At 61.6% G+C, this 22,623-nt stretch carries 20 protein-coding genes and 3 pseudogenes; 16 read left to right on the forward strand and 7 right to left on the reverse strand.

Going from position 1 to position 22,623, the window contains the following annotated elements:
- Positions 1-155: 155 nt before the first annotated feature.
- A complete protein-coding gene (gene mutL / locus NKI58_RS08650) occupies positions 156-2,006 on the reverse strand; it encodes a DNA mismatch repair endonuclease MutL (RefSeq protein ID WP_352786294.1) in 1,851 nt (616 codons plus the stop codon).
- A 135-nt stretch (positions 2,007-2,141) separates the two neighbouring features.
- Between mutL and NKI58_RS08655 the strand changes: the two genes are divergently transcribed.
- Entirely contained in the window at positions 2,142-3,350 is a 1,209-nt protein-coding gene (locus NKI58_RS08655; RefSeq protein ID WP_352786296.1) for a putative sensor domain DACNV-containing protein, read from the forward strand.
- A 77-nt stretch (positions 3,351-3,427) separates the two neighbouring features.
- Here NKI58_RS08655 and NKI58_RS08660 read toward each other — a convergent pair.
- Both NKI58_RS08660 and NKI58_RS08665 read right to left on the reverse strand, forming a co-directional pair.
- Positions 3,428-3,595 (reverse strand): annotated as a pseudogene (locus NKI58_RS08660) (LysR substrate-binding domain-containing protein); the annotation flags it as partial.
- Between the two features lie 61 nt (positions 3,596-3,656).
- Positions 3,657-4,509 (reverse strand): annotated as a pseudogene (locus tag NKI58_RS08665) (LysR family transcriptional regulator).
- Here NKI58_RS08665 and NKI58_RS08670 point away from each other — a divergent pair.
- Both NKI58_RS08670 and NKI58_RS08675 read left to right on the forward strand, forming a co-directional pair.
- Positions 4,447-4,608, forward strand: a complete 162-nt coding sequence (locus tag NKI58_RS08670; protein WP_352786454.1) for a hypothetical protein — start codon at positions 4,447-4,449, stop codon at positions 4,606-4,608. The pseudogene NKI58_RS08665 and the gene NKI58_RS08670 overlap by 63 nt on opposite strands.
- Before the next feature lie 49 nt (positions 4,609-4,657).
- Positions 4,658-5,646: pseudogene (locus NKI58_RS08675) on the forward strand (zinc-dependent alcohol dehydrogenase family protein).
- A gap of 17 nt (positions 5,647-5,663) precedes the next feature.
- Here NKI58_RS08675 and NKI58_RS08680 read toward each other — a convergent pair.
- Positions 5,664-6,566, reverse strand: a complete 903-nt coding sequence (locus NKI58_RS08680) for a LysR substrate-binding domain-containing protein (protein WP_352786299.1) — start codon at positions 6,564-6,566, stop codon at positions 5,664-5,666.
- A gap of 90 nt (positions 6,567-6,656) precedes the next feature.
- On the opposite strand from NKI58_RS08680, the gene NKI58_RS08685 reads away from it, so the two are divergent.
- From NKI58_RS08685 to NKI58_RS08710, 6 genes are all read left to right on the forward strand, one after another.
- A complete protein-coding gene (locus NKI58_RS08685; protein ID WP_023674389.1) occupies positions 6,657-8,207 on the forward strand; it encodes a trimethylamine methyltransferase family protein in 1,551 nt (516 codons plus the stop codon).
- Between the two features lie 41 nt (positions 8,208-8,248).
- On the forward strand, positions 8,249-9,898 hold the full coding sequence (locus NKI58_RS08690) for an ABC transporter substrate-binding protein (RefSeq protein WP_352786302.1): 1,650 nt from the start codon (positions 8,249-8,251) through the stop codon (positions 9,896-9,898).
- Positions 9,899-10,003: 105 nt separating this feature from the next.
- Positions 10,004-10,483 carry a DUF3828 domain-containing protein gene (locus NKI58_RS08695; RefSeq protein WP_352578322.1) on the forward strand — a complete coding sequence of 160 codons (480 nt, stop codon included), beginning with the start codon at positions 10,004-10,006 and terminating at the stop codon, positions 10,481-10,483.
- A 4-nt stretch (positions 10,484-10,487) separates the two neighbouring features.
- On the forward strand, positions 10,488-11,045 hold the full coding sequence (locus NKI58_RS08700) for a hypothetical protein (protein ID WP_352786305.1): 558 nt from the start codon (positions 10,488-10,490) through the stop codon (positions 11,043-11,045).
- Between the two features lie 11 nt (positions 11,046-11,056).
- Positions 11,057-12,241, forward strand: coding sequence for a mandelate racemase/muconate lactonizing enzyme family protein (locus tag NKI58_RS08705; protein WP_352786307.1), 1,185 nt, complete (start codon positions 11,057-11,059; stop codon positions 12,239-12,241).
- Positions 12,242-12,264: 23 nt separating this feature from the next.
- The gene (locus NKI58_RS08710) at positions 12,265-13,137 is read left to right on the forward strand and encodes an alpha/beta hydrolase (protein ID WP_352853127.1); all 873 of its coding nucleotides are present in this window, start codon (positions 12,265-12,267) and stop codon (positions 13,135-13,137) included.
- A gap of 14 nt (positions 13,138-13,151) precedes the next feature.
- On the opposite strand, the gene queF is transcribed toward NKI58_RS08710, so the two are convergent.
- Positions 13,152-13,613 (reverse strand): preQ(1) synthase, encoded by a 462-nt coding sequence (gene queF / locus NKI58_RS08715; protein ID WP_352853129.1) that lies wholly within the window; start codon positions 13,611-13,613, stop codon positions 13,152-13,154.
- Positions 13,614-13,726: 113 nt separating this feature from the next.
- Here queF and NKI58_RS08720 point away from each other — a divergent pair, with 113 nt between their 5' ends.
- A complete protein-coding gene (locus NKI58_RS08720) occupies positions 13,727-15,772 on the forward strand; it encodes an oxidoreductase (RefSeq protein ID WP_352853131.1) in 2,046 nt (681 codons plus the stop codon).
- A 140-nt stretch (positions 15,773-15,912) separates the two neighbouring features.
- Here the strand turns inward: NKI58_RS08720 and NKI58_RS08725 are convergent, their stop codons facing one another.
- Positions 15,913-16,320: a hypothetical protein gene (locus NKI58_RS08725; protein ID WP_352786315.1), complete on the reverse strand. Its 408-nt coding sequence runs from the start codon at positions 16,318-16,320 to the stop codon at positions 15,913-15,915.
- A gap of 117 nt (positions 16,321-16,437) precedes the next feature.
- On the opposite strand from NKI58_RS08725, the gene NKI58_RS08730 reads away from it, so the two are divergent.
- Together NKI58_RS08730 and NKI58_RS08735 are read left to right on the forward strand one after the other, a co-directional pair.
- Positions 16,438-16,866 carry a MarR family winged helix-turn-helix transcriptional regulator gene (locus NKI58_RS08730; protein WP_352786317.1) on the forward strand — a complete coding sequence of 143 codons (429 nt, stop codon included), beginning with the start codon at positions 16,438-16,440 and terminating at the stop codon, positions 16,864-16,866.
- A gap of 20 nt (positions 16,867-16,886) precedes the next feature.
- Entirely contained in the window at positions 16,887-17,129 is a 243-nt protein-coding gene (locus NKI58_RS08735) for a type II toxin-antitoxin system Phd/YefM family antitoxin (RefSeq protein ID WP_352593119.1), read from the forward strand.
- 5 nt (positions 17,130-17,134) lie between these two features.
- On the opposite strand, the gene NKI58_RS08740 is transcribed toward NKI58_RS08735, so the two are convergent.
- Positions 17,135-19,207, reverse strand: coding sequence for a putative bifunctional diguanylate cyclase/phosphodiesterase (locus tag NKI58_RS08740; RefSeq protein WP_352645895.1), 2,073 nt, complete (start codon positions 19,205-19,207; stop codon positions 17,135-17,137).
- Between the two features lie 265 nt (positions 19,208-19,472).
- On the opposite strand from NKI58_RS08740, the gene NKI58_RS08745 reads away from it, so the two are divergent.
- Genes NKI58_RS08745 through NKI58_RS08760 form a run of 4 tightly spaced genes read left to right on the forward strand, consistent with a single transcriptional unit; the run spans position 19,473 to position 22,600 of the window.
- The gene (locus NKI58_RS08745) at positions 19,473-20,660 is read left to right on the forward strand and encodes a glycine C-acetyltransferase (protein WP_352786319.1); all 1,188 of its coding nucleotides are present in this window, start codon (positions 19,473-19,475) and stop codon (positions 20,658-20,660) included.
- Entirely contained in the window at positions 20,657-20,875 is a 219-nt protein-coding gene (locus NKI58_RS08750; protein WP_352593127.1) for a hypothetical protein, read from the forward strand. The genes NKI58_RS08745 and NKI58_RS08750 overlap by 4 nt, the downstream gene beginning before the upstream one ends.
- Positions 20,876-20,909: 34 nt before the next feature.
- Complete coding sequence (tdh, locus tag NKI58_RS08755) at positions 20,910-21,944, forward strand: L-threonine 3-dehydrogenase (protein ID WP_352593130.1); 1,035 nt, start codon at positions 20,910-20,912, stop codon at positions 21,942-21,944.
- Positions 21,945-21,976: 32 nt separating this feature from the next.
- The gene (locus NKI58_RS08760; RefSeq protein ID WP_352786324.1) at positions 21,977-22,600 is read left to right on the forward strand and encodes a DUF4304 domain-containing protein; all 624 of its coding nucleotides are present in this window, start codon (positions 21,977-21,979) and stop codon (positions 22,598-22,600) included.
- Positions 22,601-22,623: the final 23 nt, after the last annotated feature.

The raw sequence follows: 22,623 nt of genomic DNA on the forward strand, positions 1-22,623 counted from the left end.
GCTCTTTTCGTACCCCCACCCCGCTGCTTCGCAGCGGCCCTCCCCACAAGGGGGAGGGTAAGCTCCTCGCGAGGCGTCGGCGGGTAGGCTCCCTACCTCCCCCTTGTGGGGAGGTCGGACCGAAGGTCCGGGTGGGGCTGCGCCCTGCGAGTTTCTCACCGCCGCCCGAACAACCGCTCAATATCCGCCAGCTTGAGCTCGATATAGGTCGGGCGGCCGTGGTTGCAGGTGCCGGAGCCCGGCGTCGCCTCCATCTGCCGCAGCAGCGCGTTCATCTCTTCCGGTTTGAGCAGGCGGCCGGAACGTACCGAGCCGTGGCAGGCCATGGTCGCGGCTATTTTGTCCAGCCGCTCCTTCAGCGTGTCGACCGTGTCGTTGTCGGCGATCTCGTCGGCGAGATCGCGCACCAGCTGCTGGACGTTGGTCTCGCCGAGCATCGACGGCGTCTCGCGCACGGCCACCGCACCGGGGCCGAAGCGCTCGATGCCGAGGCCGAAGCGGGCCAGCGTCTTGGAATGCCTAGCAAGCCGCTCGGCATCCTCTTCCGACAGATCGACAATCTCGGGCAACAGCAGCATCTGCGACGGCACCGCGCGTGAGTGGAGGGCGTTCTTCAAGGCCTCGTAGACCAGCCGCTCATGCGCCGCATGCTGGTCGACGATGACAAGCGAATCCCTGGTCTGGGCGACGATATAATTCTCGTGCACTTGCGCGCGCGCCGCGCCCAGCGCCGTGCCGAGCAGCGTTTCCGCGGCTTCGTTTTGCCCGGCGCGCGCGTCGGCACTTTGCAGTGGCCCGGCGTCGAAGGCCGTCTGCTCGTCCTCGCCGAACCCGTCGCCCATATCGAGCGGCCGCTGTGGCGACCGGGCAGCATCGAACCCGGCAAAGCCCGATGCCCGATAGGCGGCCTCGTAGCTGCGGTGACCGTTGGCCGGCCCGCCATGCGCATAGGATGCGGCGCCTGGCCGGAACGCCGCCATCATGCCGGCGGCCCCGGTGGTGGCGGCGCGGATGCCGGCATTGGCCAGCGCTTCGCGGATAGCGCCGACGATCAGCCCGCGCACCAGCCCCGGGTCGCGGAAGCGCACGTCTGCCTTGGCCGGATGGACGTTGACGTCGACGATCGCCGGATCGAGCGTCAGGAACAGCACGGTGACGGCATGGCGGTCGCGCGGCAGCACGTCGGCGAAGGCGCCGCGAATGGCGCCGGCGATCAGTTTGTCACGCACCGGGCGGCCGTTGACATAAGCGTATTGCTGCAGCGCGTTGGCGCGGGTGAAGGAGGGGACCGAGACATGGCCGGCGAGATGCACGCCGTCCCGCATCGCGTCGATGGCGATCGCATTGTCCGGAAAGTCGGCGCCCATCACCTGTGCCACCCGGCGCAGCCGGCCTTCCGGGCTGTCGTCGGTCGCCGGCAGTTCCAGCGTCGAGCGGTCCGGGCCGGCCAGGGTGAAGCGCACGGCGGGAAAGGCGATGGCGATGCGCTTGACCACGTCGCCGATGGCCGAGCTTTCGGCGCGCTCGCCCTTCATGAATTTGAGCCTTGCGGGCGTGGCGAAGAACAGGTCGCGCACCTCAACCGTGGTTCCGCGATTGGCCGCCGCCGGCCTGACCGCGGAGACGCGGCCGCCGTCGATGCCGATCTCGGCGGCGTTTTCACTGGACGCGGTGCGCGAGCGGATCGACAGCCGCGCCACCGAGCCGATCGAAGGCAAGGCCTCGCCGCGGAAGCCGAGCGAGCGGATGTCGTGAATGTCGTCGGCGAGCTTGGAGGTGCAATGGCGCGCAATCGCCAGCGCCAGTTCGTTTTCCGGAATGCCCAAGCCGTCGTCGCTGACCCGGATAAGATTCAGCCCGCCGCCGGCGGTGACGATCTCGACTCTGGCAGCACCGGCATCGAGCGCGTTCTCGACCAGTTCCTTGACCACGCTTGCCGGACGCTCGATGACTTCGCCGGCGGCGATCTGGTTGATCATCGTTTCGGAAAGCTGGCGGATGGGCATGGGTTCATTCTACATGGATTCGTAGAATGCGAACCAGCACACCAAACGCAAATTATCGCGCTCAGTTTATTGAGGTCCCCTTTGGCTTCGTTTCCAAAAGAGCTTGCGAAGATTGTTTTCGAAAGATGGCCCAACATGGTCGCCGGCGACTATGCGCTTCCGCTATGCCCACCCCTGCCTCTGTTGAGGCAGCTATTGGAGATTTGCTACCTCACTGCAAGTGCGCCGGAAGAGTCCCGTTATCCACAATTCAACGTTATTGCCTTGCCAAAAAATGATGCAGAAATACCCGAGTCTGCTGGCAGAATGTATCGTTTCTCGTCGGAGCGACCTTTAAGCGTTAGCGAGCTTCGCCGTCTCGCTCCGGCAACGGATATCAAGAAATCGGCTATATTGGTGCTCTGGGATGAGCGAGGGTGGTCAATCGGGGGGCTATTTGATTTAGGGACATCGTGGCACCGAGCTCGAAGCGGTTTGGAGTATAGGTATAGATCTCCAAACAATTTCTTTGCCCAAGTCGATCGTCCTGGGCGTCTACGGGTTTACCAGGGGCCATACCACGTTGCGTCACTTGCGGATGGGGTTGTACTCACAAGCAGGTTTGAATTTAACCTCGTTCTCCATGAGGTGGCGAGCAGGGGGCTTGCAAAGATGGATGGTTCTATTGATCCGCCGTTGTATGAACACCCGAAGGAGTATGAAGGATTCGAATTTATTGCGGCAATAAATACGTATGCTGCTATTGCAAACGCGATCAGTATGGCTGGTCATGGTGGCATGATAGTAATTATTGATGGAGAGAACGGATTGAACAAATCATTGATAAAACTGAAATATGAAATAGGCTCTGACAATTTGAAAAGTGAATTCATTTCTTATATTAACAAGCGTCATGAAATTGGCGATTATTATGAATTATCTGAGGACGGGCACCTCGTACCTGAGGGAGTAATATATAGGTCCGAGTTAGCTTTGAGTGATAGATTCGAAGCGCTGGTGGAAGCTACTCGGCTTGTGGCAAGCCTGTCCGGATGCGATGGTTCGATAGTTATATCTGATGATTTGAATCTGATTGGATTTGGTGGGGAGATAAAAGCTGAGATTTCGCCTGAGGTTGATATCTTTGAAGTAATAGACGAAATGCAAAGAAAATATAAGAAATGTGATATTGAGCAATTTGGTATGCGACATCGGTCAGCGGTGAAATTGGCAAGTCAAGATGAAAAATCTGTGGCATTAGTTATTTCGCAAGACGGACCAATCAGCGCGGTTTGGCGGGAGAATAAAAAGGTTTTTGTCAAGAAGGATGTCAACCTAGTCAACATGAATATGCCTTGGGCATGAGTTCTTGTCACACCAGCAAGCGACAGCGCGATTTGTCGTGTGCGCCCTCTCGACGCGGCGCTCGGTGATGTAACCTCTCACGCCTGCGCGGCAAGCCAGTCCCGCACCTTGCGGGCATTGTCACTGAGGTCGCGGTTCCTCGACCAGATGACGTGAAAGCCCTTGCCGGTCGCCATCGTATGGCCGGTGGCGCGCACCAGCAGCCCCGATGCCAGCAGCCGCTCGGCGAGGTGGCCCCAGCCGACTATAGGCGATGCGGGAGGGCGGAATTGAGGAAATCCACGCAGCTGACCGCGGCCGTGCACTTCAACTCATGAGCTTGGGCAGCGCTGCCGACAGTGCATCGACGGCAAGGCGGACTTTCATCGGCAGATGAGGCGTCTGCAACCACAGGGCATGAACGTCGTAGAGAAACCGGGATTGTTCCGGTAACAGCGGGACAAGTGCGCCCGCCTGGATGCGCTGGCGAACCATCCAGTATGGCAACCAGGCGAGCCCCATACCGGCGGCCGCGGCATCGGCGATGGCATCGAGATCGTCGAGCCGTAATCTGCTGACTGGCCTGACCTTAATCGCGGGGTGGCCATTGCGCGGAAACAGCCACGGCTGAACGGCACGGCCGGAACGGCGGTAGATGATCGCGTGATGGCTGCCGAGGTCATCGATTTCATGTGGCTCGCCGTGCCGGTCGAGATAGGCGGGGACGCGCAGACGACCATGTGCTGGCGCGCGATGCGACGCGCCATCACCCCGGTCTGGTCCTCCAGATCGCCCGTTCGGATGGCAAGATCGCAGCCATCCTCTGCCAGATCGGCGATGGCATCGCTGAACGACAGGTCAAGTTCCAGCGCCGGATATTGCTGCGCAAGCCCGAACAGGATCGGGGCAACGCAGCGCCGGCCGAAATGCACCGGCATGAGGACAGCTTTCCGCGCGGTTCGGCAAGCTGGTCGGCGGCGAGTGCATCAGCGGCCTCCGCTTCGGCAAGCACCAACCGGCAGCGTTCATAATAGGCGCGCCCGAAATCGGTCAGGCTTTGGCGGCGCGTGGTCCGGTTGATGAGGCGCACGCTCAGGCGCTCCTCGAGAAACCGGACATGCTTGCCGACCATCGGCCCGGACAGATCGAGAGCCGCCGCCGCGGCTGCGAACGAGCCCAGGTCGACGGCTTTGACGAACACGGCCATGCTCGTAAGGCGATCCATATTCAAAACCTGCAGTTTCTGCTGATCTACTCAAGCGGCTATTTATCCGCCTGATGAGCGCTGGCATAGCTGATTCAGTTCAAACATTTTGGAGTTGTGACCGATGGCACGTGTCGTTCGCTTTCATGAGCTCGGTGGTCCCGAGGTCCTGCGCATCGAGAATGTTGACACGCCTGCGCCCGCGAGCGGTGAGATTCAGATCCGCGTCAAGGCGTTGGGTATAACCGCGCCGAGGCGCTGCTGCGTTCGGGGACCTACATCCAGACCGCGCCGTTGCCTTCCGGTCTTGGGCTCGAGGCGGCGGGTATCGTCGAGATGGTCGGCGAAGGCGTGGACGGGTTTGCGCCTGGCGATGCCGTCAGCATCGTGCCGCCATTATCGATGGCCCGCTGGCCTGCCTATGGTGAGATTGCCACATACCCAGCCGAGCTCGTCGTCAAGCACCCGCCATCGCTGAGTTGGGAAGAGGCCGCCGCCGCGTGGATGCAATATCTCACCGCCTACGGTGCGCTGATCGACATTGCCAACCTCCAAAGCGAGGACTTTGTTGTCATTACCGCGGCAACGAGCAGCGTCGGACTCGCCGCGATCCAGATCGCCAACATGATTGGCGCGACCCCGATCGCGGTCACACGGACATCTGCCAAGAAGCGGGCTTTGCTTGAGTTCGGCGCGGCGCACGTCATCGCCTCGGCAGAGGAGGACCTGGAAGCCAGGCTGAAGCGAATCGCCGGCCCGGACGGCGTGCGCGTGGTGTTCGATGCCGTCGGCGGCCCGATTTTCAAGCCTCTGACGGCAGCGATGGCACCGGGTGGCATTCTCATCGAATATGGCGGCTTGAGCCTCGACCCGACACCCTTTCCGCTACCTGCAGTGCTGGCAAAGACACTGACGCTGCGCGGTTATCTCGTCCATGAGATCGTGCGCGATCCGGTCCGGCTGCAGACCGCCAAGGCGTTCATCCTTGACGGACTGAGCTCGGGTTCGCTGAAGCCGGCAATCGCCAGAACCTTTCCGTTCGACCAGATCGTCGAGGCGCACCGCTATCTCGAATCGAACGAGCAATTCGGCAAGATCGTCGTGACCGTTTGACCGGGCATTTATCGGCCTCACGCCTGCGCGGCCAGCCAGTCCCGCACCTTGCGGGCGTTGTCGCTGAGTTCGCGGTTCCTCGACCAGATGACATGAAAGCCCTTGCCGGTCGTCATCGTGTGGCCGGTGACGCGCACCAGCAGCCCTGATGCCAGCAGCCGCTCGGCGAGGTGACCCCAGCCGAGCGCGATGCCTTGCCCTTCCATGACTGCCTGGATCACCAGCGCATAGTCGTTGATGCGCAAGCCGCGTCCGGCATCGGCGATGTCGACACCGGCCGAGGCGAACCATTCGTCCCAGCTCGCGGCCTCGCGAAACGGCTCTTCAAGATGGATAAGGCGGTGCGATTGAAGGTCCGCGACACGCTCCGGCAGCCCGAATCGTGCCACATAACTAACGCCGGCAACGGGGAATATCACCTCATCGGCCAGCGGCAGCGAATGATAATCCGGCCATTCCTTGGGCTCGCCGCCGCGGACGCCGAGCGGGATGTCTTCGGCGATGATGTCGAGATCGCGGTCGGCGGTCTGGATGCGCAGGTCGATGCCCGGCAATTCGTCGCGAAACTGCTGCAGGCGCGGCATCATCCAGAACGAGGCGAAGGCGGTCGAGGCCGCGAGCGTCACATGCGCGCCGACGGCGATCTGGCGCAGATCCTCCGCCGACTTGCGAATGTGCGACAGGCCGAGCGAGACGTCGGCATGGAAGCGGTCGCCGGCCTCGGTCAGGCTGACTTGCCGGTGGCGGCGCTGGAAGAGTTTGGCGCCGAGCTGCTCTTCGAGCCCACGGATCGCATAGGAGACGGCAGCCTGCGTCATACCGAGCTCCCGCCCGGCGGCGGTAAAGCTCGACAGCCGCCCGGCGGCCTCGAAAACGATCAGGCGGCCGGCCGACGGCAGCAGGTGGCGCAAGCTTCGCATAAGCTGAGCTTATACAAGAGATCAGGATTTTCCAGCGTCACAGCCGCATTTTGTCTGGCTAGATTGGTCGAGACAGGAGATGGAGCCTCCATGAACGCACCGGCCGTTGAAGTGAGCGAACACACCAACCGCCGCAGCGGTGGCCGCCTGGGGCGCAAGGCGCTGCGGGGCGCACCCATAGCGTCGTTTCCAACCCTGGTCCGCCAGATTCCCGTCTATCAGATGGTTCCGGACGAGGCGGTTGAGCTGATCCACCAGGAGTCGCTCTCCATCCTCGAAGAAGTGGGATGCGAGTTCCGCGACGACGAGGCGATCGCAATGTGGAAGGCGGCGGGCGCCGATGTCTCGGAGACAAGGGTCCGGATCGACCGCGCCCTGCTGATGGAGCTCATCTCGAAGGTCCCGTCGGAGTTCACGCTCAATGCGAGGAATCCCCAGCGTTCCGTACGTGTGGGTGGAAACAACTCCATCTTCGTGCCGATGTACGGGGCGCCTTACGTGCGCGACCTCGACAACAACAGGCGCTACGGCACACTCGCCGACCTCAACAATTTCCACAAGCTCGCCTACATGGCGCCGGCGCTGCATTCGTCGAGCTCGATCATCTGCGAGCCGATGGAAATCGCGGTGCCGAAACGTCACCTCCACATCATCCATTCGGCGCTGAAGCACTCCGACAAGCCGTTCATGGGCATCGTGACCTCCAGGGATCGAGCCGAAGACACGATGGCGATGGCAGGCATCGTGTTCGGCGAGGACTATGTCCGCGACAACCCGGTCCTGGTGTCGATCACCAACTGCAATTCGCCGCTGGTGTGGGACGCCACCATGCTGGACGCGATGAAAGTCTATGCGCGCCACAACCAGCCGCTGATTCTCGCCCCCTTCGCCCTTTGCGGCGCCTCGACTTCGGCCTCTGCCGTCGGTGCGGTCGCGCAGGTCAATGCCGAAGCGCTGGCGGGCGTCGCGTTCACACAGCTCCTGCGTCCGGGTTCGCCGCAGATCTACGGACAGTTCATGGTGACGGTCGACATGAAGACCGGCGCTCCCATGGGCGGCACGCCGGAGGCGGCCCAGATGATGTATCTCATGGGCGCGCTGGCGCGGAAGTATCGTCTGCCGTGGCGCACGTCCGGTTTCCATGTCGGCTCGAAGCTGAACGACGCCCAGGCGGGCTACGAGGCGAACATGCTGATGCATGCCGCCATCCTTGCCGGCGCCAACTACATCTGGCACTCCGCCGGTTGGCTCGAGGCCGGCCTGACCTGCGGCTATTCGAAATTTGCCACCGACTGCGAGCAGCTTGTCGGCTGGTACAAATATGCTGGCGGGCTGCCATTCGACGATTTCAAGGAGGCTATGGCGGCTATCCGCGAGGTCGGACCGCAGGGCCATTTCCTCGGCACCCAGCACACGCTTGAACATTTCGAGTCCGCCTTCTTCATACCGAGCATCATGGACTTCAATTCGTTCGAACAGTGGAAGGCGGAAGGAGCAAAGGACCACGACACCCGCGGCCGCGAGAAAGCGCGCAACATGCTCGCCGATTATGAGGAGCCGAAGCTCGATGAGGGCATCGCCGATGGTCTCAAAGATTTGATTGCGCGGCGCGAGGAGAAACTGCCGGACAGCGTTAGTTGATCACGGGCGAAGACCCGATGCGAACCATAAGGGAGGAAAAAATGACACTCTTCAGAAGCAACGGCGATCGCGTACCGAGCGCCATCGAAGCAATGGCCAGCGAGGCGCGCGCCGGTCGTGTCGACCGGCGCGAGTTTCTGGCGCTGGCGAGCGCCTTCGGCGCATCGACGGCCCTTGCATACGGCGTGATCGGTCTTGCCGTGCCGGAGCGGGCTTTGGCTGAAGAGCCGAAGAAAGGCGGAACGCTGCACGTTTCGATGTCGGTGAAGGCGCAAAAGGACACGCGCACCTACGACTGGGTGGAACTTGCGAACATTTCACGCTGCTGGCTCGAGCCGCTTGTCCGCTACACCCGCCAGTTCACATTCGAGCCGGTTCTGCTCGAAAGCTGGGAGGTCAACGACGACGCCACCGAATACGTGCTGCATGTGCGCAAGGGCATTACCTGGAACAACGGCGATGCTTTCAACGCCGATGACGTGGCCTACAATCTGACGCGCTGGTGCGAGAAGGCGGCCGCCGGCAATTCGATGGCCGCGCGCGTCGGTGCGCTGATCGATGCAAAGACCGGCAAGGCCAGGGAAGGGGCGATCACCAAGGTCGACGACAACACGGTGAAGCTGAAGCTGAACGAACCGGACATCTCGCTGATCCCTAACTTCACCGACTATCCGGCGCTGGTGGTCCATCGCAACTTCGACGCCGACGGCGCCAATCCGATTGAGAAGCCGATTGGCACCGGGCCGTTCGAACTGGTGTCTTATGCGGTCGGCCAGAAAGCGGTCGTGAAGCGTCGTGAGAATGGCAAATGGTGGGGCGGTGAAGCGCTTCTCGACGGCGTCGAATTCATCGACTACGGAACCGATTTCAACGCCTCGATAAATGCATTCGACTCCGGCGAAATCGACCTCAACTTCGAGACGCCGGCCGACTTCATAGACATTCTCGACAAGATGGGGCTGGTCAAATCGGAGGTCGCGACAGCGACCACGCTCGTCGCCCGCACCAACATCACGAACAAGCCCTATGACGACAAGCGGGTTCGCAACGCCCTCCAGATGGCCGTCGACAACAAAGCGGTGCTCGAACTTGGCTACGCCGGGCGAGGCACTGTTGGTGAAAACCACCACGTCAGCCCGATTCATCCGGAATACTACGCGCTGCCCAAGAAGACACGCGACGCCGCGGGCGCCAAGAAGCTTATGGCCGATGCCGGGCAGGACGACTTCGAGCACGAACTGATCACCGTCGAGGACGATTGGCAAAAGAACACCGGCGACGCTATTGCCGGCCAGTTGCGCGATGCCGGGATCAAGGTGAAGCGCACCGTGCTGCCGGGGTCGACCTTCTGGAACGACTGGACGAAATACCCCTATTCGATGACCATCTGGTACATGCGCCCGCTTGGCGTACAGGTGTTGGCGCTCGGCTATCGCACCGGCGAGGCCTGGAACGAAACAGGCTACTCGAACCCTGATTTCGACGCCAAGCTCAAGCAGGCTCTTTCGCTCATCGACGTGGAAAAGCGCCGCGAGGTCATGAAGGACATCGAGCAGATCCTGCAGGATTCGGGCGTCATCATTCAGCCGTTTTGGCAGAAGCTGTTCAGCCACATGAACGAGAAGGTGAAGAACTACGGTGTCCACCAAACCTTCGAGATGGATCTCCAGGATGTCTGGCTGAACGCCTGAGTTGCCAGCAGAGGACGCGTTGCAGGATTTCATGGACCGCAAGAAAGCCGACGGGCAAGATGCGTGGTACTGATAGCTTCCGTCAGTGAACAATCGGGGACACCCATGAAACTGCCACTTTTTGTTGCCGCGCTTTCGATGGCTGTGCCGGCGGCCGCGTTTGCCGGCCCTGCTGCCAACGCCGTGAAGTTCTTTTATGTCCCGTCGGTTAAATTCGAGGCCGATGCGCAATATCGCGACCGCTTCACCGCGCCGGTGACGAAACTGTTCGAATTGAACGACAATGCCGCAAAGAACCATCCGGATGAAGTTCCCTGCATCGACTTCGCCCCTGGTCTCGATGCGCAAGACTATGACGAGAAGACCGTGGCCAAGACGCTGACGCTGGCCGAAACGCTGGATGGCGACAGTGCCGAGGTGACGGCGACGTTCAACCTTTTTCCGGAAGGCGATGATTCCAAACGCGAAATGGTCTGGTCGTTGAAGAAGATCGACGGCCAGTGGAAGGTAGCCGACATTACCTCGAAGACCAGCGGCTGGACGCTGAGTGCGCTCGAATGCCTGGCCGGGCAGCCTCCGGAGTGACACCGTGCTTCGCTGCCGTCCCTGGATTTTGGCGACTGCGTGCCTGCTGGCCGGATTGAGCAGCGCCGCCGCTCAGAGCCTGTTCGGCGCGCCGCCCGCAAACGCGCCGGCCGACAGTGCGGCACCTCCGCCGGCAGTTTTGCCGCCGGCAGAAAACGCGCCGGCCGCACCCGTGCAGCCGGGCTCGCCGACCGCGGTAGTGAAGCCGTTCTACGAGCATGCCGGGCTCGAGGTCGATCCGGCTCAGCGGGGCCATTTCACCGACCCGGCAAAGTCGGTGCTGGACAAGAGCGACGCGCTGCGGAAGTCGGGGCAGGGCGAGTGCCTCGATCCCAACATGGCACTCGACAATTCCGAATACGACAAGGCGCAGATCGACAAAAGCCTGAAGACCATCGAAGCGGTCAAGGGCGATGAGGCCAAGGTCGTCGTCGCTTTTGTCGTCTCCGGCAATCCGCACCGGCTGGAATGGAAGTTCAAAAAGATCGACGGCGACTGGAAGATATCGGACCTGCTCTCGGTGACCGGCGAATGGGCGCTAAGTCAATACCAGTGCGAGTGAGAACGGAACCGATGAAGATCACCAACATCCGCGTCACCCACGTCAACGTCCCGCTCGATGCTCCGTTCTGGTGGACGGCTGGTCTCTACGGCGGCGCCTCGAAATCGATCATCGAGGTCGAGACGGACGAAGGCGTGGTCGGACTGGGCGAGGCGCCATGGTGGCATTTCGGCGAGGTGATCAAGGCCGAGATCGCGCCGGCGCTGATTGGCGCCGATCCGCTCGACATCGCCGACTGCGAGGCGCGCTGTGTGCCGCCCTGGCAGATCACCGCCAACACCGGCGAGAACGCAGCCACGGTGGCGTTCGGCGCCGTCGAACTGGCGCTGTGGGATATAAGAGGCAAGGTCTTCGGCATGCCGCTCTACAAGCTGCTCGGCGGCGCGGTGCGCAAGGACATTCCGTTTTCGGAATATTTCGCCTTTCGCCCCGCTCAAGGCGGAGCCGGCGGCGAGATGACCGCCGAAGCGATCGTCGACTACTGTCTCGGCATGCGAGAACAGCACGGCTCGACGATCTTCGAGGGCAAGCTGATCATGGGCGATCCCGAGCTCGAGATCAGGACAGTGCGCATGCTGCGCGAGGCGCTTGGCGATAAAGCGCAGATCAAACTCGATTCCAACATGCAGTGGTCGCTGACCACAGCGCGCTGGGTGCTGCGCGAGATCGAGCCGTTCAACATCCGCAACTACGAGGATCCGGTCGCGACCTTCGAGGAGATGGCTGCGCTGCGCCAGCATTCGCGCATTCCGTTCTCCACGCACATCCCGGATCTCAGACGGGCAGTCGCGCTCGGTGCGCCGGATTACTTCGTCTGCAATGTCGCAGCACTCGGCGGATTGTCCAAAACTCTGAAATTCATCGCCGCCTGTGAGGCCATGGGCAAGGGGTTCTGGTGCTATTCGAACGATCTCGGCATCATGACATCGGCTTATCTGCACGTCATAGCGGCGACGCCGTGGATCACGGAAGCGTCGCAGTCGCTGTTTCGCTGGCAGATCGGCGACGTCATCAAGGATGGCCCATTCCGGCAGATCGCCAACACGGTGCGTGTGCCGGAGGGTGACGGGCTGGGCATCGAACTCGATCCGGCGGCAATGAAACGCTGGTCAGCGCACTTTGCCGAACACGGGCCGATGCACCATTTCAGCGACCCGAACAACCCCAGCCGCTACCGGCGGCTGCCGCTCAACTGATGCGAAGTGCACGTGACCGATCGATGAGAAGAGGTCCTGTCGTGGTTGCTTTATTCGCGGCGGTTTGCGTCCTGGCCTGCGCTGTCACCTGGGAGGCAGGAAGCCGCGCGGTGGCCCGCGTGCCTCAGCAAAGCTTCACGCTGCCTGTGGGGTTACCGGTGGAGCGCATCGTTCTGAAGCAGGAGGGCGCGCCCGACCTTGCCGGTTGGGTGGCGGATCGGCAGGACAGTTGCGGAACAATCGTGCTGTTACACGGACGCGGTTCAAACAAGCTGGCGACGGTTCCAAGAGCGAAGCTGCTTTTCGAAAGCGGCTACTCGATCGTGCTGTTCGATCTGTCGGGACATGGCGAAAGCGGCGGCGATATCAGAGGCTTTGGTTACATCGAACGGCAGGACGCCAGCCGCATCCTCGCCTTTGCGCGGCAACGCTTCGCCGGTCGCAAGGTGGCGGCCATCGGCTCGTCGCTCGGTGCGGCTGCTTTTGTATTTGGCGCTCAGCAGGAGCATGCCGATGCCTATGTCCTGGAGCAGCTCTACGCGACTTTGCTGGAAACCACGGCGTTGCGAGCGCCCTTGCCTATGTTGCGCGACGTACAGGCGACCGTGCTCTTGGCGCAGATGCAGCTCCGCCTTGGCTTCGGGGTAGATGATGTCAGGCCCGTCGATCGCATCGGCGCGATTGATCGTCCGATATTGCTGCTAGCAGGCAATTCGGATCCGTTTGTCGCTCGCAGCCAGACACTGGCGTTGAAAGATGCGGCAGGCGCTGACGCAAAGCTGGTCTGGTTCGACGGCGCGCGGCATGTTGATCTCTATCGCTATGACCAACAGCGGTACCGCGACGCGGTGTTGCCTTTCCTGGAGACCAACCTGTGCCGGACCGGGATCAGGTGAGCCGCTCCGTCCGATTAGCCGCGCCCGCGATAGGGGGTGACGCCGGTGTCGGGCAGCCACACACCTTCCGGCGGCGCGCCGGTTTGCCAGAACACGTCAATCGGAATGCCCCCGCGCGGATACCAGTAGCCGCCGATGCGCAACCACAATGGCTTGGTCGCGGCGATGATGCGGCGGCCGATCATGACGGTGCATTCTTCGTGGAAGGCGCCATGGTTGCGAAACGAGGTCATGAACAGCTTGAGCGACTTCGATTCCACCAGCAGCGCATCGGGTGCGTAGTCGATGACGATATGGGCGAAGTCCGGCTGGCCGGTGACCGGGCAGAGCGAAGTGAATTCCGGGCAGGTGAAGCGAACGATGGCCGGCGGGCCGTGGCCGCGCGAAAACGGCACGGTTTCCAGGACTGCCGCTTCAGGGCTCTGTGGCGCCTCGACGTTGGTGCCGAGCTGGGTGAGATTTTTCGTATCGGTCATGAGCAGGTTCCTTGCTGCATGTCGCCCAAAACTGCGCAGCGATTTTGGGACAGCGACATGCGTAAAACAAAAATTTGCCGCTCATTAGCACAATTTGAAACAGCAGGAAGACGATGACCAGCAACGACCCGCTCCTCCAGCCCTATCAGCTCAAGCATTTGACGCTGAAGAACCGGGTGATGTCGACCAGCCATGAGCCGGCCTATTCCGAGGACGGCATGCCGAAGGAGCGGTACCGGCTCTACCATGCCGAAAAGGCCAAGGGCGGCATGGCGCTGACCATGACCGCCGGTTCGGCGATCGTCTCGCGCGACAGCCCGGCCGCTTTTGGCAATCTGCATGTCTATGACGACCGCATCGTGCCGTGGCTCGCCGAGCTTACCGGTGCCTGCCACGAGCACGATTGCAAGGTGATGATACAGATCACCCATCTCGGCCGCCGCACCGGTTGGAACAAGGCCGACTGGCTGCCCGTCCTGTCGGCTTCGCCGGTGCGCGAACCGGCCCATCGCGCCTTTCCCAAGACTATCGAGGACTGGGATATCGAGCGCATCGTCGCCGACTATGCGGCGGCCGCGCAGCGCTGCCAGGCTGCCGGCCTCGACGGCATCGAGTTCGAAGCCTACGGCCATCTGATGGACGGTTTCTGGTCGCCGGCCACCAACCGGCGCGACGACGATTTCGGCGGCTCGCTCGACAACCGGCTGCGCTTCACCGGAATGGTGCTCGACGCAGTGCGTGCCGCAGTCGGCGAAAAGTTCGTCGTCGGCATCCGCATGGTCGCCGACGAGGATTTCGAGAAAGGCCTGTCGAAACAGGAGGGCGTCGAAATCGCCAGGCGGCTGGCCGGCTCCGGCAAGGTCGATTTCCTCAACATCATCCGTGGCTCGATCGAGACCGATGCGGCGCTGACCAAGGTCATCCCGGTGACCGGCATGCGCTCGTCACCGCATCTCGACTTCGCAGGGGAGGTGAGAGCGGCGACGAAATTCCCGACCTTCCATGCGGCGCGGATTTCCGACGTCGCCACCGCGCGTCACGCCATCGCCACCGGCAAGCTCGACATGGTCGGCATGACGCGTGCCCACATTGCCGACCCGCATATCGTCAAAAAAGTGATGGAGGGCCGCGAGCACGAGATCCGGCCTTGCGTCGGCGCCACATATTGCCTCGACCGCATCTATGAGGGCGGCGAGGCGCTGTGTATCCACAATGCGGCGACGGGCCGCGAGGCTGATATCCCGCATATTATTCCGAAAACCGAGGGACCGAAGCGGAAGGTGGTCGTCGTCGGCGCCGGCGCCGGCGGGCTGGAGGCGGCGCGCGTCGCCGCCGAGCGCGGGCACCAGGTGACGGTGCTGGAAGCATCGAGCCAGGCCGGCGGCCAGGTGCGGCTGGCAACGCAAAACCCGCGCCGCAAGGAATTGATCGGCATCATCGACTGGCGGCTGGCCGAACTCGACCGGCTTGGCGTCGAGATCCGCTACGACAACTGGGCGGAGAAGAACGACGTGCTGGCGCTGTCGCCGGACGTGGTGGTGATCGCCACCGGCGGGCTGCCGCAGAACCCGCCTCTGACGGCGGGCGACGATCTCGTCACCTCGAGCTGGGACATCATGGCCGGCAGCGTCAAGCCGGCCGAGAACGTGCTGCTCTATGACGACAATGGCGGCCATCAGGGCATGGGTGCTGCCGAACTGATCGCCAATAGCGGCGCCAGGCTTGAGCTGGTTTCGCCCGAACGCTTCTTCGCCCCGGAAATGGGCGGCATGAATCATGTGCCCTACATGCGCGCCTTCCAGGAAAAGGGTGTCACGGTGACCATCAACACACGGCTACGCTCTGTGCGGCGCGAAGGCAACCAGCTGATCGCCGAGCTCGCCTCCGACTTCGCCGATGGCTGGCGCGGCGAGCGGCGCGTCGACCAGGTGGTGGTCGAGCATGGCACGCTGCCGCTCGACGATCTCTACCTGGCGCTGAAGCCGCTGTCGAAGAACGCCGGCGCGATCGATTACGAAAGACTGGTCAATGGCGGCGACATCTTTCCGGTGCGCAATCCGCAGAGTAGTTTCGTGCTCTTCCGCATCGGCGATGCAGTCGCCTCGCGCAACATCCACGCCGCCATCTATGACGGCATCAGGTTCGGCTTGCGGATCTGAGGAATATTTTGGATTGATTGGTGGCGCGCAGCCGAACCTCCGTACGGAGAGCCACCACGGTACTTTGGTCCGGTCTGCGCGCCGCGCACGCCGCCGGCCATCGCCGGGCACCGTACGATCTTGCGATTGCGGCAGGACGTTCAAAACATCCTGGCGGTGGCCATGCAGAACACGGTGATAACCAGCAGGCCGCCAGCGATGCGTTCGCCTTTTGTCATCTTGGCGCGCAACTGGGTTTGCTTCGCCGCATCAGCGCCGGCCAACTGCCTGCTGGCGGAACCCACCAGCGCGCCCTGAACCCCGGCGGCGATTAACGCCGTCAAGATGCCCAGCGCCAAGACCATCTCCATCGAGCCGAAAGAGCCGTTGTGGAAGAAATACCACAGCAGCAAGCCGGTGAGGAAAACCACGCCGGCTGCGCCCATTTGCGGCCGGAAGAAACGTTCCGCCCTGATCTCCGGTTCGCGGGCGACCGCGATGGTGGTGCCGGCCCAGAACACGCCCGCCATGACGTGAAGGCCGAGGACGATGATGTAGACATATTGCATGACCGCATTTCCTCTCTTGCCCACCGCTAGTCATATTGATAGATATCAAATGATTAGATGTCAACGCATAAGCTCGAGCCGGTTCCATAGGCTTTGCCCTTGTTCTAGTGTCGGATCATGACGCCCTTTGACCGCCCGCCGATCGGGATGAATCTCGCGCGCACCGCCAAGCTGGTTGCGCAGGCTTTCGACGCTGCCTTGGTCGAGGCAGGCGGCACGCTGCCGGTCTGGGTCACGTTGCTGTCGGTCAAGTCGCGGGAGCTGGCCAACCAACGCGAGCTCGCCGGCATGATCGGCATCCGGGGCGCAACGCTGACCCACCACCTCAACGCCATGGAGACGCAAGGCCTGCTGATGCGCCGCCGCGATCCCGAGAACCGCCGGGTTCACCAGGTGGAGCTGACCCAAGCCGGAGAAGCGCTGTTCCTGAAATTGCGCATCGCCGCGTTAGCCTTCGACAAGCGGCTGCGGAAAGGACTGTCCGACGACAGGCTGGCAGAGTTTGCACAGGTGCTGGCCGCGCTACGGGCCAATGTCGAGGGTTAGAAATTAGGATAGGAAACGCCATGCGCGAAATTTCGCTGAAGGATGCCGGGGCTACACTCTCGGCGCTGCTCGATCCGGTCGTCGCGGGAGAACCGGCCATCATCACCCGGCACGGCCGCAAGCAGGCGGTCATTTTGTCGTTTCAGGACTACGAAAGACTGGCGCGTGTGCCCAGCTTTGGACAATTGCTGGCAGGATTTCCCGGTGATGAGGATGACCTTCCGCCTCGGCAGATCAGGTCGGTTCGCAAGGCCGAACCATGACGGATCTACGCCCGGCAGCCCTGCAGCACCGTCAGCCTGGCCTTCTTGGGCGTTCGCGCCACCAGCCATTCGCGCACGCTGTCCGGCGGCATCGGGAAAGCGATGGAATAGCCCTGCACCTGGTCGCAGCCGATCGCCATCAGCGAGTCGAGCTCGGCTTCGGTTTCAGCGCCCTCGGCAACGATCGAGATGCCGAGACCGCGGGCGAGTTCTGTGAGGGCACGCACGATCTTGGTGTTGCCGCTGTTCTCGTTGATGTTCTGGACGAAACGGCGGTCGATCTTCAGCCGATCGATCTCGTTTGGATTGACATGGCTGAGCGATGCGTAGCCGGTGCCGAAATCATCGAGCTCAAGATGGATGCCGGCGGCGCGAATGTGCCGCAGCTTTGCCGCGATACCGGTCTTCTCGTCGTCGAGGATGACGGATTCGACGATCTCCAGCGATAGTTTGTGCGCTGGCAGGCCAGCCCTCTCCAGCATGTCGAACAGGAAGACTTCGAAATCTGTCTCGCGCAGCTCCGAACCCGACACGTTGACCGCGATCCGGCCGAAGGCGATGCCTGCGCGGTTCCATTCGGCTGCTTCGTCGATCGCCGTGGCAATGACGATGCGGCCGATCTCGGGCATGAGACCGCATTTTTCCGCGATCGGAATGAACTCGCCCGGCGCGATCATGCCGCGCTCGGCATGTCTCCAGCGAACCAGAGCCTCGATGCCGCTGATGCCGCCGTCCGACAGCGAGACTTGCGGCTGGAAATAGACTTCGAACGCCTTCTCCGAGATGGCGGTCCTGATGTCGAGCTCGAGCTGCTTGCGATAATCGAGTTCGTGCCTCAGCTCCTCGGAGAAGAACGACAAGCTGCCGCCGCCCTGCTTCTTGGCGGAATACAGCGCCAGATCGGCATGGACGAGCAGATCCTGCGCATTGTCGGCGTCGACAGGGTAGACCGCAATCCCGGCACTTACGCCCGGATGAATTGTCGTGCCTCGAAAGACGATCGGCTTGTTGAGCTTGGTCAGGATGCGCCGGGCGACGGTATCGATGTTCTCGGTGCTGCCGGCGCCGTTGAGAATCATGACGAATTCATCGCCGCCGAGCCGCACGTTGAGATCCGACGTACGGCACGAATCACGCATGCGCTGCGCAGCCGCCACCAGCACATAATCGCCGGCGGCGTGGCCGAACGTGTCGTTGATCTGCTTGAACCGGTCGAGATCGAACTGCACCACGGCAACCCGTTCACGCCGTCGCTGCGCGGCATTGATCAGCGTATCGAAATGCTCGGTCAGGAAGGTGCGGTTGTGCAGGCCGGTCAGCCCGTCATGCACGGCGATAAAGGCCATGGAATTGCGCGCATCGACCAGCTCGCGCGTCCGGCGCAGGATGGCATTCGACATTGGCCTGAAAATGAAAAGCGCCACCAGCACGATGACGCCGATGGTCGAGTAGAACAATGTGCGGTTAAGATCGAGAAGTGTTTCGGATCGCTGGTCTGCAAAGGCGCTGATGCGCTGGCCAAGTGCGGCATAGCCCGACAAAGTTGCGTTGGCAACGGAAGCGTTCAGGTTGACGCGCTCCTCTCCGCCTTTGTAGCCACCATTGCCGGCCATGTTGAGCCGCGATTCGAATGACGAGATCAGGCGTTCGCCGTTGGCGATAAGCCCGACCGAGAAATAGTCGAGATGGTACGGCTTGGCGAAAAGCACGCTCTCGATCGATTTCGGATCGAACCTTGCCGGCGACGCCGGATCGGCGGCGGTCCGTTCGAGCAGCAGATCGTAGTTCTTCTCGAACTCCACCGTCGCTTGCTTGAGCGCGCTAACCAGGGCCGGCTGCTGGTCGCGTGAGGCGCTGCCTGTCGCGCCGGCGAGGAAGACGATGCGCTGCGACAGGGCTTTCTGTGTGCTGACGATATCGAGCAGCGCCTGATTGTGCCGTTGGGTAGACATCACCTGTTGCAGCAGGATGAAGGAGGCCACGACCATGGCGGCGATGATCAGCAGAGCCAGCCAGTAGCCGGATTTGATCAGGAGTATGAGCCTGCCCGAAACGGCGTGCACCGGCTGCTGTGACATTTTCTGAGGCGGCCCTCTCGCCAACGAATTCTTGTGCGATAACCTTTGGCTCCAAAGTGTTAACAGGTTTGGGACGGCAACAGGCCGGCGGCGGCGGCCGCGGCGGGAAACCCGCAAAGTGGTTATTGCAATCTTTCGCGGCGCCTCCGCATTTGAACATCGTGGCCTCTGCCGTGCCATTGCCGCCACCGAAGCGGTCGCTTTTGCGATGGATTTTTCGTCCGCGCGGCGCGACAGTCCTCGTCGATCTCAACAGGGCCTGATCATGACCGAAGCATTCCTTTCCCACATCGACAGCGAGCTTGAAGGACTGAAATCGGCCGGCCTTTACAAATCCGAACGGGTGATAACCTCGACCCAATCGGCCGAGATCGAGGTCGGCGGCGAGAAGGTGCTGAATTTCTGCGCCAATAATTATCTCGGCCTCGCCGACAGCGCCGAACTGCGCGAGGCGGCCAAGCAGGCGCTCGACCGTTACGGCTACGGCATGGCGTCGGTGCGCTTCATCTGCGGCACGCAGGAAGAACACAAGCAGCTCGAGGCGACCATTTCTGACTTCCTCGGCATGGAGGATACGATCCTCTACGGCTCCTGCTTCGACGCCAATGGCGGCCTGTTCGAGACGCTGCTCGGCGAGGAGGATGCGGTCATCTCCGACGCACTGAACCACGCCTCGATCATCGACGGGGTACGGCTGTCGAAGGCAAAGCGCTTCCGCTACGCCAACAACGACATGGCCGATCTGGAGGCGCGGTTGAAAGAGGCGAGCGACTGCCGGTTCCGGCTGATCGCCACCGACGGCGTGTTCTCGATGGATGGCATCATCGCCAATCTGAAGGGCGTCTGCGACCTCGCCGACAAATATGATGCGATGGTCATGGTCGACGACAGCCATGCAGTTGGTTTCGTCGGCAGGAATGGCCGCGGCTCGGCCGAACATTGCGGCGTCGAGGGCAGGGTGGACATCATCACCGGCACGCTGGGCAAGGCATTAGGCGGCGCGTCGGGCGGCTACACTTCGGGCAGGAAGCAGGTAGTCGACTGGCTGCGCCAGCGCTCGCGACCCTATCTGTTTTCCAACACGCTGATGCCGGCGATCGCCGGCGCCTCGATTCGGGTGTTCGAACTGGTCCGCAATGGCGACGCGTTGCGTCAGCGCCTATATGCCAACGCAGCGCGGTTTCGCTCCGAGATGGGCAGGCTCGGCTTTACACTGGCCGGCGCCGACCATCCGATCATCCCGGTGATGCTGGGCGACGCGACGCTGGCGCAGGAGATGGCGGCGCGGATGCTGAAGCGCGGCATCTATGTCATCGGCTTCTCCTTCCCCGTGGTGCCGAAGGGCCAGGCGCGCATTCGCACGCAGATGTCAGCCGCCCATTCCAGCGCGGACATTGACCGTGCGGTTGAGGCGTTTTCGGATGTGGGAAGGGAATTGGGCGTGCTGAAATGACTGAAGGTTACCCTAAGTCGTGCTGGTTTTGCGGCGAGGTCATTGAAACGACCGATAGACAGGCCATCGAAGTTTCAGTTCGCAATCTTTGGACCACCGAAGACGATCCGCCAATGCAGTATTTCTTCCTGCATTCGGTCTGTGCCCTCGAAAAATTGCAAGGCAAAGAAGGGCCAAAATTTGAAGTGGATGTGTTCACGGACTTCCGCAGTTAGCTCAGAAATCGCTGGCTAGATCGAGGATTCAAGAATGTCAAACATGATGAAGGCCCTGGTCAAGGCCAAGGCCGAGCCGGGCATCTGGATGGAAGAAGTGCCGGTGCCCGAGATCGGCCCCAACGACGTGCTGATCAAGATCAGGAAGACCGCGATCTGCGGCACCGACGTCCACATCTACAATTGGGACCAGTGGGCGCAAAAGACCGTGCCGGTGCCGATGGTTACCGGCCACGAATTTGTCGGAACCGTCGCCGATTTCGGCACGGCGGTGACCGAATACAAGGTTGGCCAGCGTGTCTCCGGCGAAGGCCATATCGTCTGCGGCCATTGCCGCAACTGCCGGGCGGGCAGGGGGCATCTGTGCCGCAACACGCTCGGCGTCGGCGTCAACCGGCCGGGCGCCTTTGGCGAATACCTGGCGATTCCACAGCACAATGTCGTGCCGATCCCCGACGACGTGCCGGACGAGATCGCGGCGATCTTCGATCCCTTAGGCAATGCGGTTCACACCGCATTGTCCTTCGATCTCGTCGGCGAGGACGTGCTGGTCACCGGCGCCGGGCCGATCGGCATCATGGGCGCGCTGGTGGCGCAGTGCGTCGGCGCGCGAAAAGTGGTCATCACCGACATCAACCCGGTGCGCCTGGCACTGGCAAAAAAGCTCGGCGTCCAGCATGTCGTTGACGCATCGAAGGAGAAGCTGCGCGACGTGATGCCGGCGCTCGGCATGACCGAGGGTTTTGACGTCGGCCTTGAAATGTCGGGCGCTGCGCCTGCCTTCCGCGACATGATCGACACTATGAACAATGGCGGCAAGATCGCCATTCTCGGCATTGCGCCGACCGGCTTCGAGATCGACTGGAATAAGGTCATCTTCAAGATGCTGCATCTGAAGGGCATCTACGGCCGCGAGATGTTCGAGACCTGGTACAAGATGATCGCCCTGGTGCAGGGCCCGCTCGATGTGTCGGGGCTAATCACGCACCGGATCGGCATCGACGATTACATTTCCGGTTTCGAAGCGATGAAGAGCGGCAATTCCGGCAAGGTGGTGATGGATTGGTAGGCCAGCTCACTGCCTGCACTTTGGGGGACAAAATGGCGGAGAACGAGCACGGACGTATCATTGCTTCGGAAGCAAAGACCGTACTGCAGCCGGCCGGATTTCGGCGAAAGGGGCAGTCACGTGTCTGGATCGCTGATCGTGGCTTCTGGCTGAGTGTAGTCGAATTTCAGCCCAGCTCTTGGTCCAAAGGCACTTACCTGAACGTGGCTGTCCACTGGCTTTGGGATTCGCTTCCGCAAACACTGACCTTCGATCGTTCTGAACGCGTCGGCGGGTTCGTTGAGTTCCAGAACTCGGCACAGTTTGTGCCACTGGTCGGTCAAATGGCGAGGAAGGTACTCGAAATTGATCAGATTCATCGATCGATGTTCCCTTCCGTGCAGGCGACAGCCGCGACCCTCGTGAATGAATTGCAGCTTGGTGCGTACGGCGAATGGGCAGCTTTCCACGCCGGGGTGGCGGCCGGCTTGGCTGGTGACTTTGAAACGGCAAGGCGGCTGTTTGAAAGCGTTCGAAGACACGCGGCTTCGCAGGCACAGGCGCTCCTGGCCTACATCGATGATTCGGTAGAATTTCGAAGCCATGTCAAAGGCATCATTGAAGCCGAACGCGCCTATTACGGTTTAGGAGCGTTGCCTGCCGCGGTAGCCATCTGATTTCTGCGACGGTCGAACCTATA

Source organism: Mesorhizobium sp. M0522, from assembly GCF_040321085.1.
GTDB lineage: Bacteria > Pseudomonadota > Alphaproteobacteria > Rhizobiales > Rhizobiaceae > Mesorhizobium.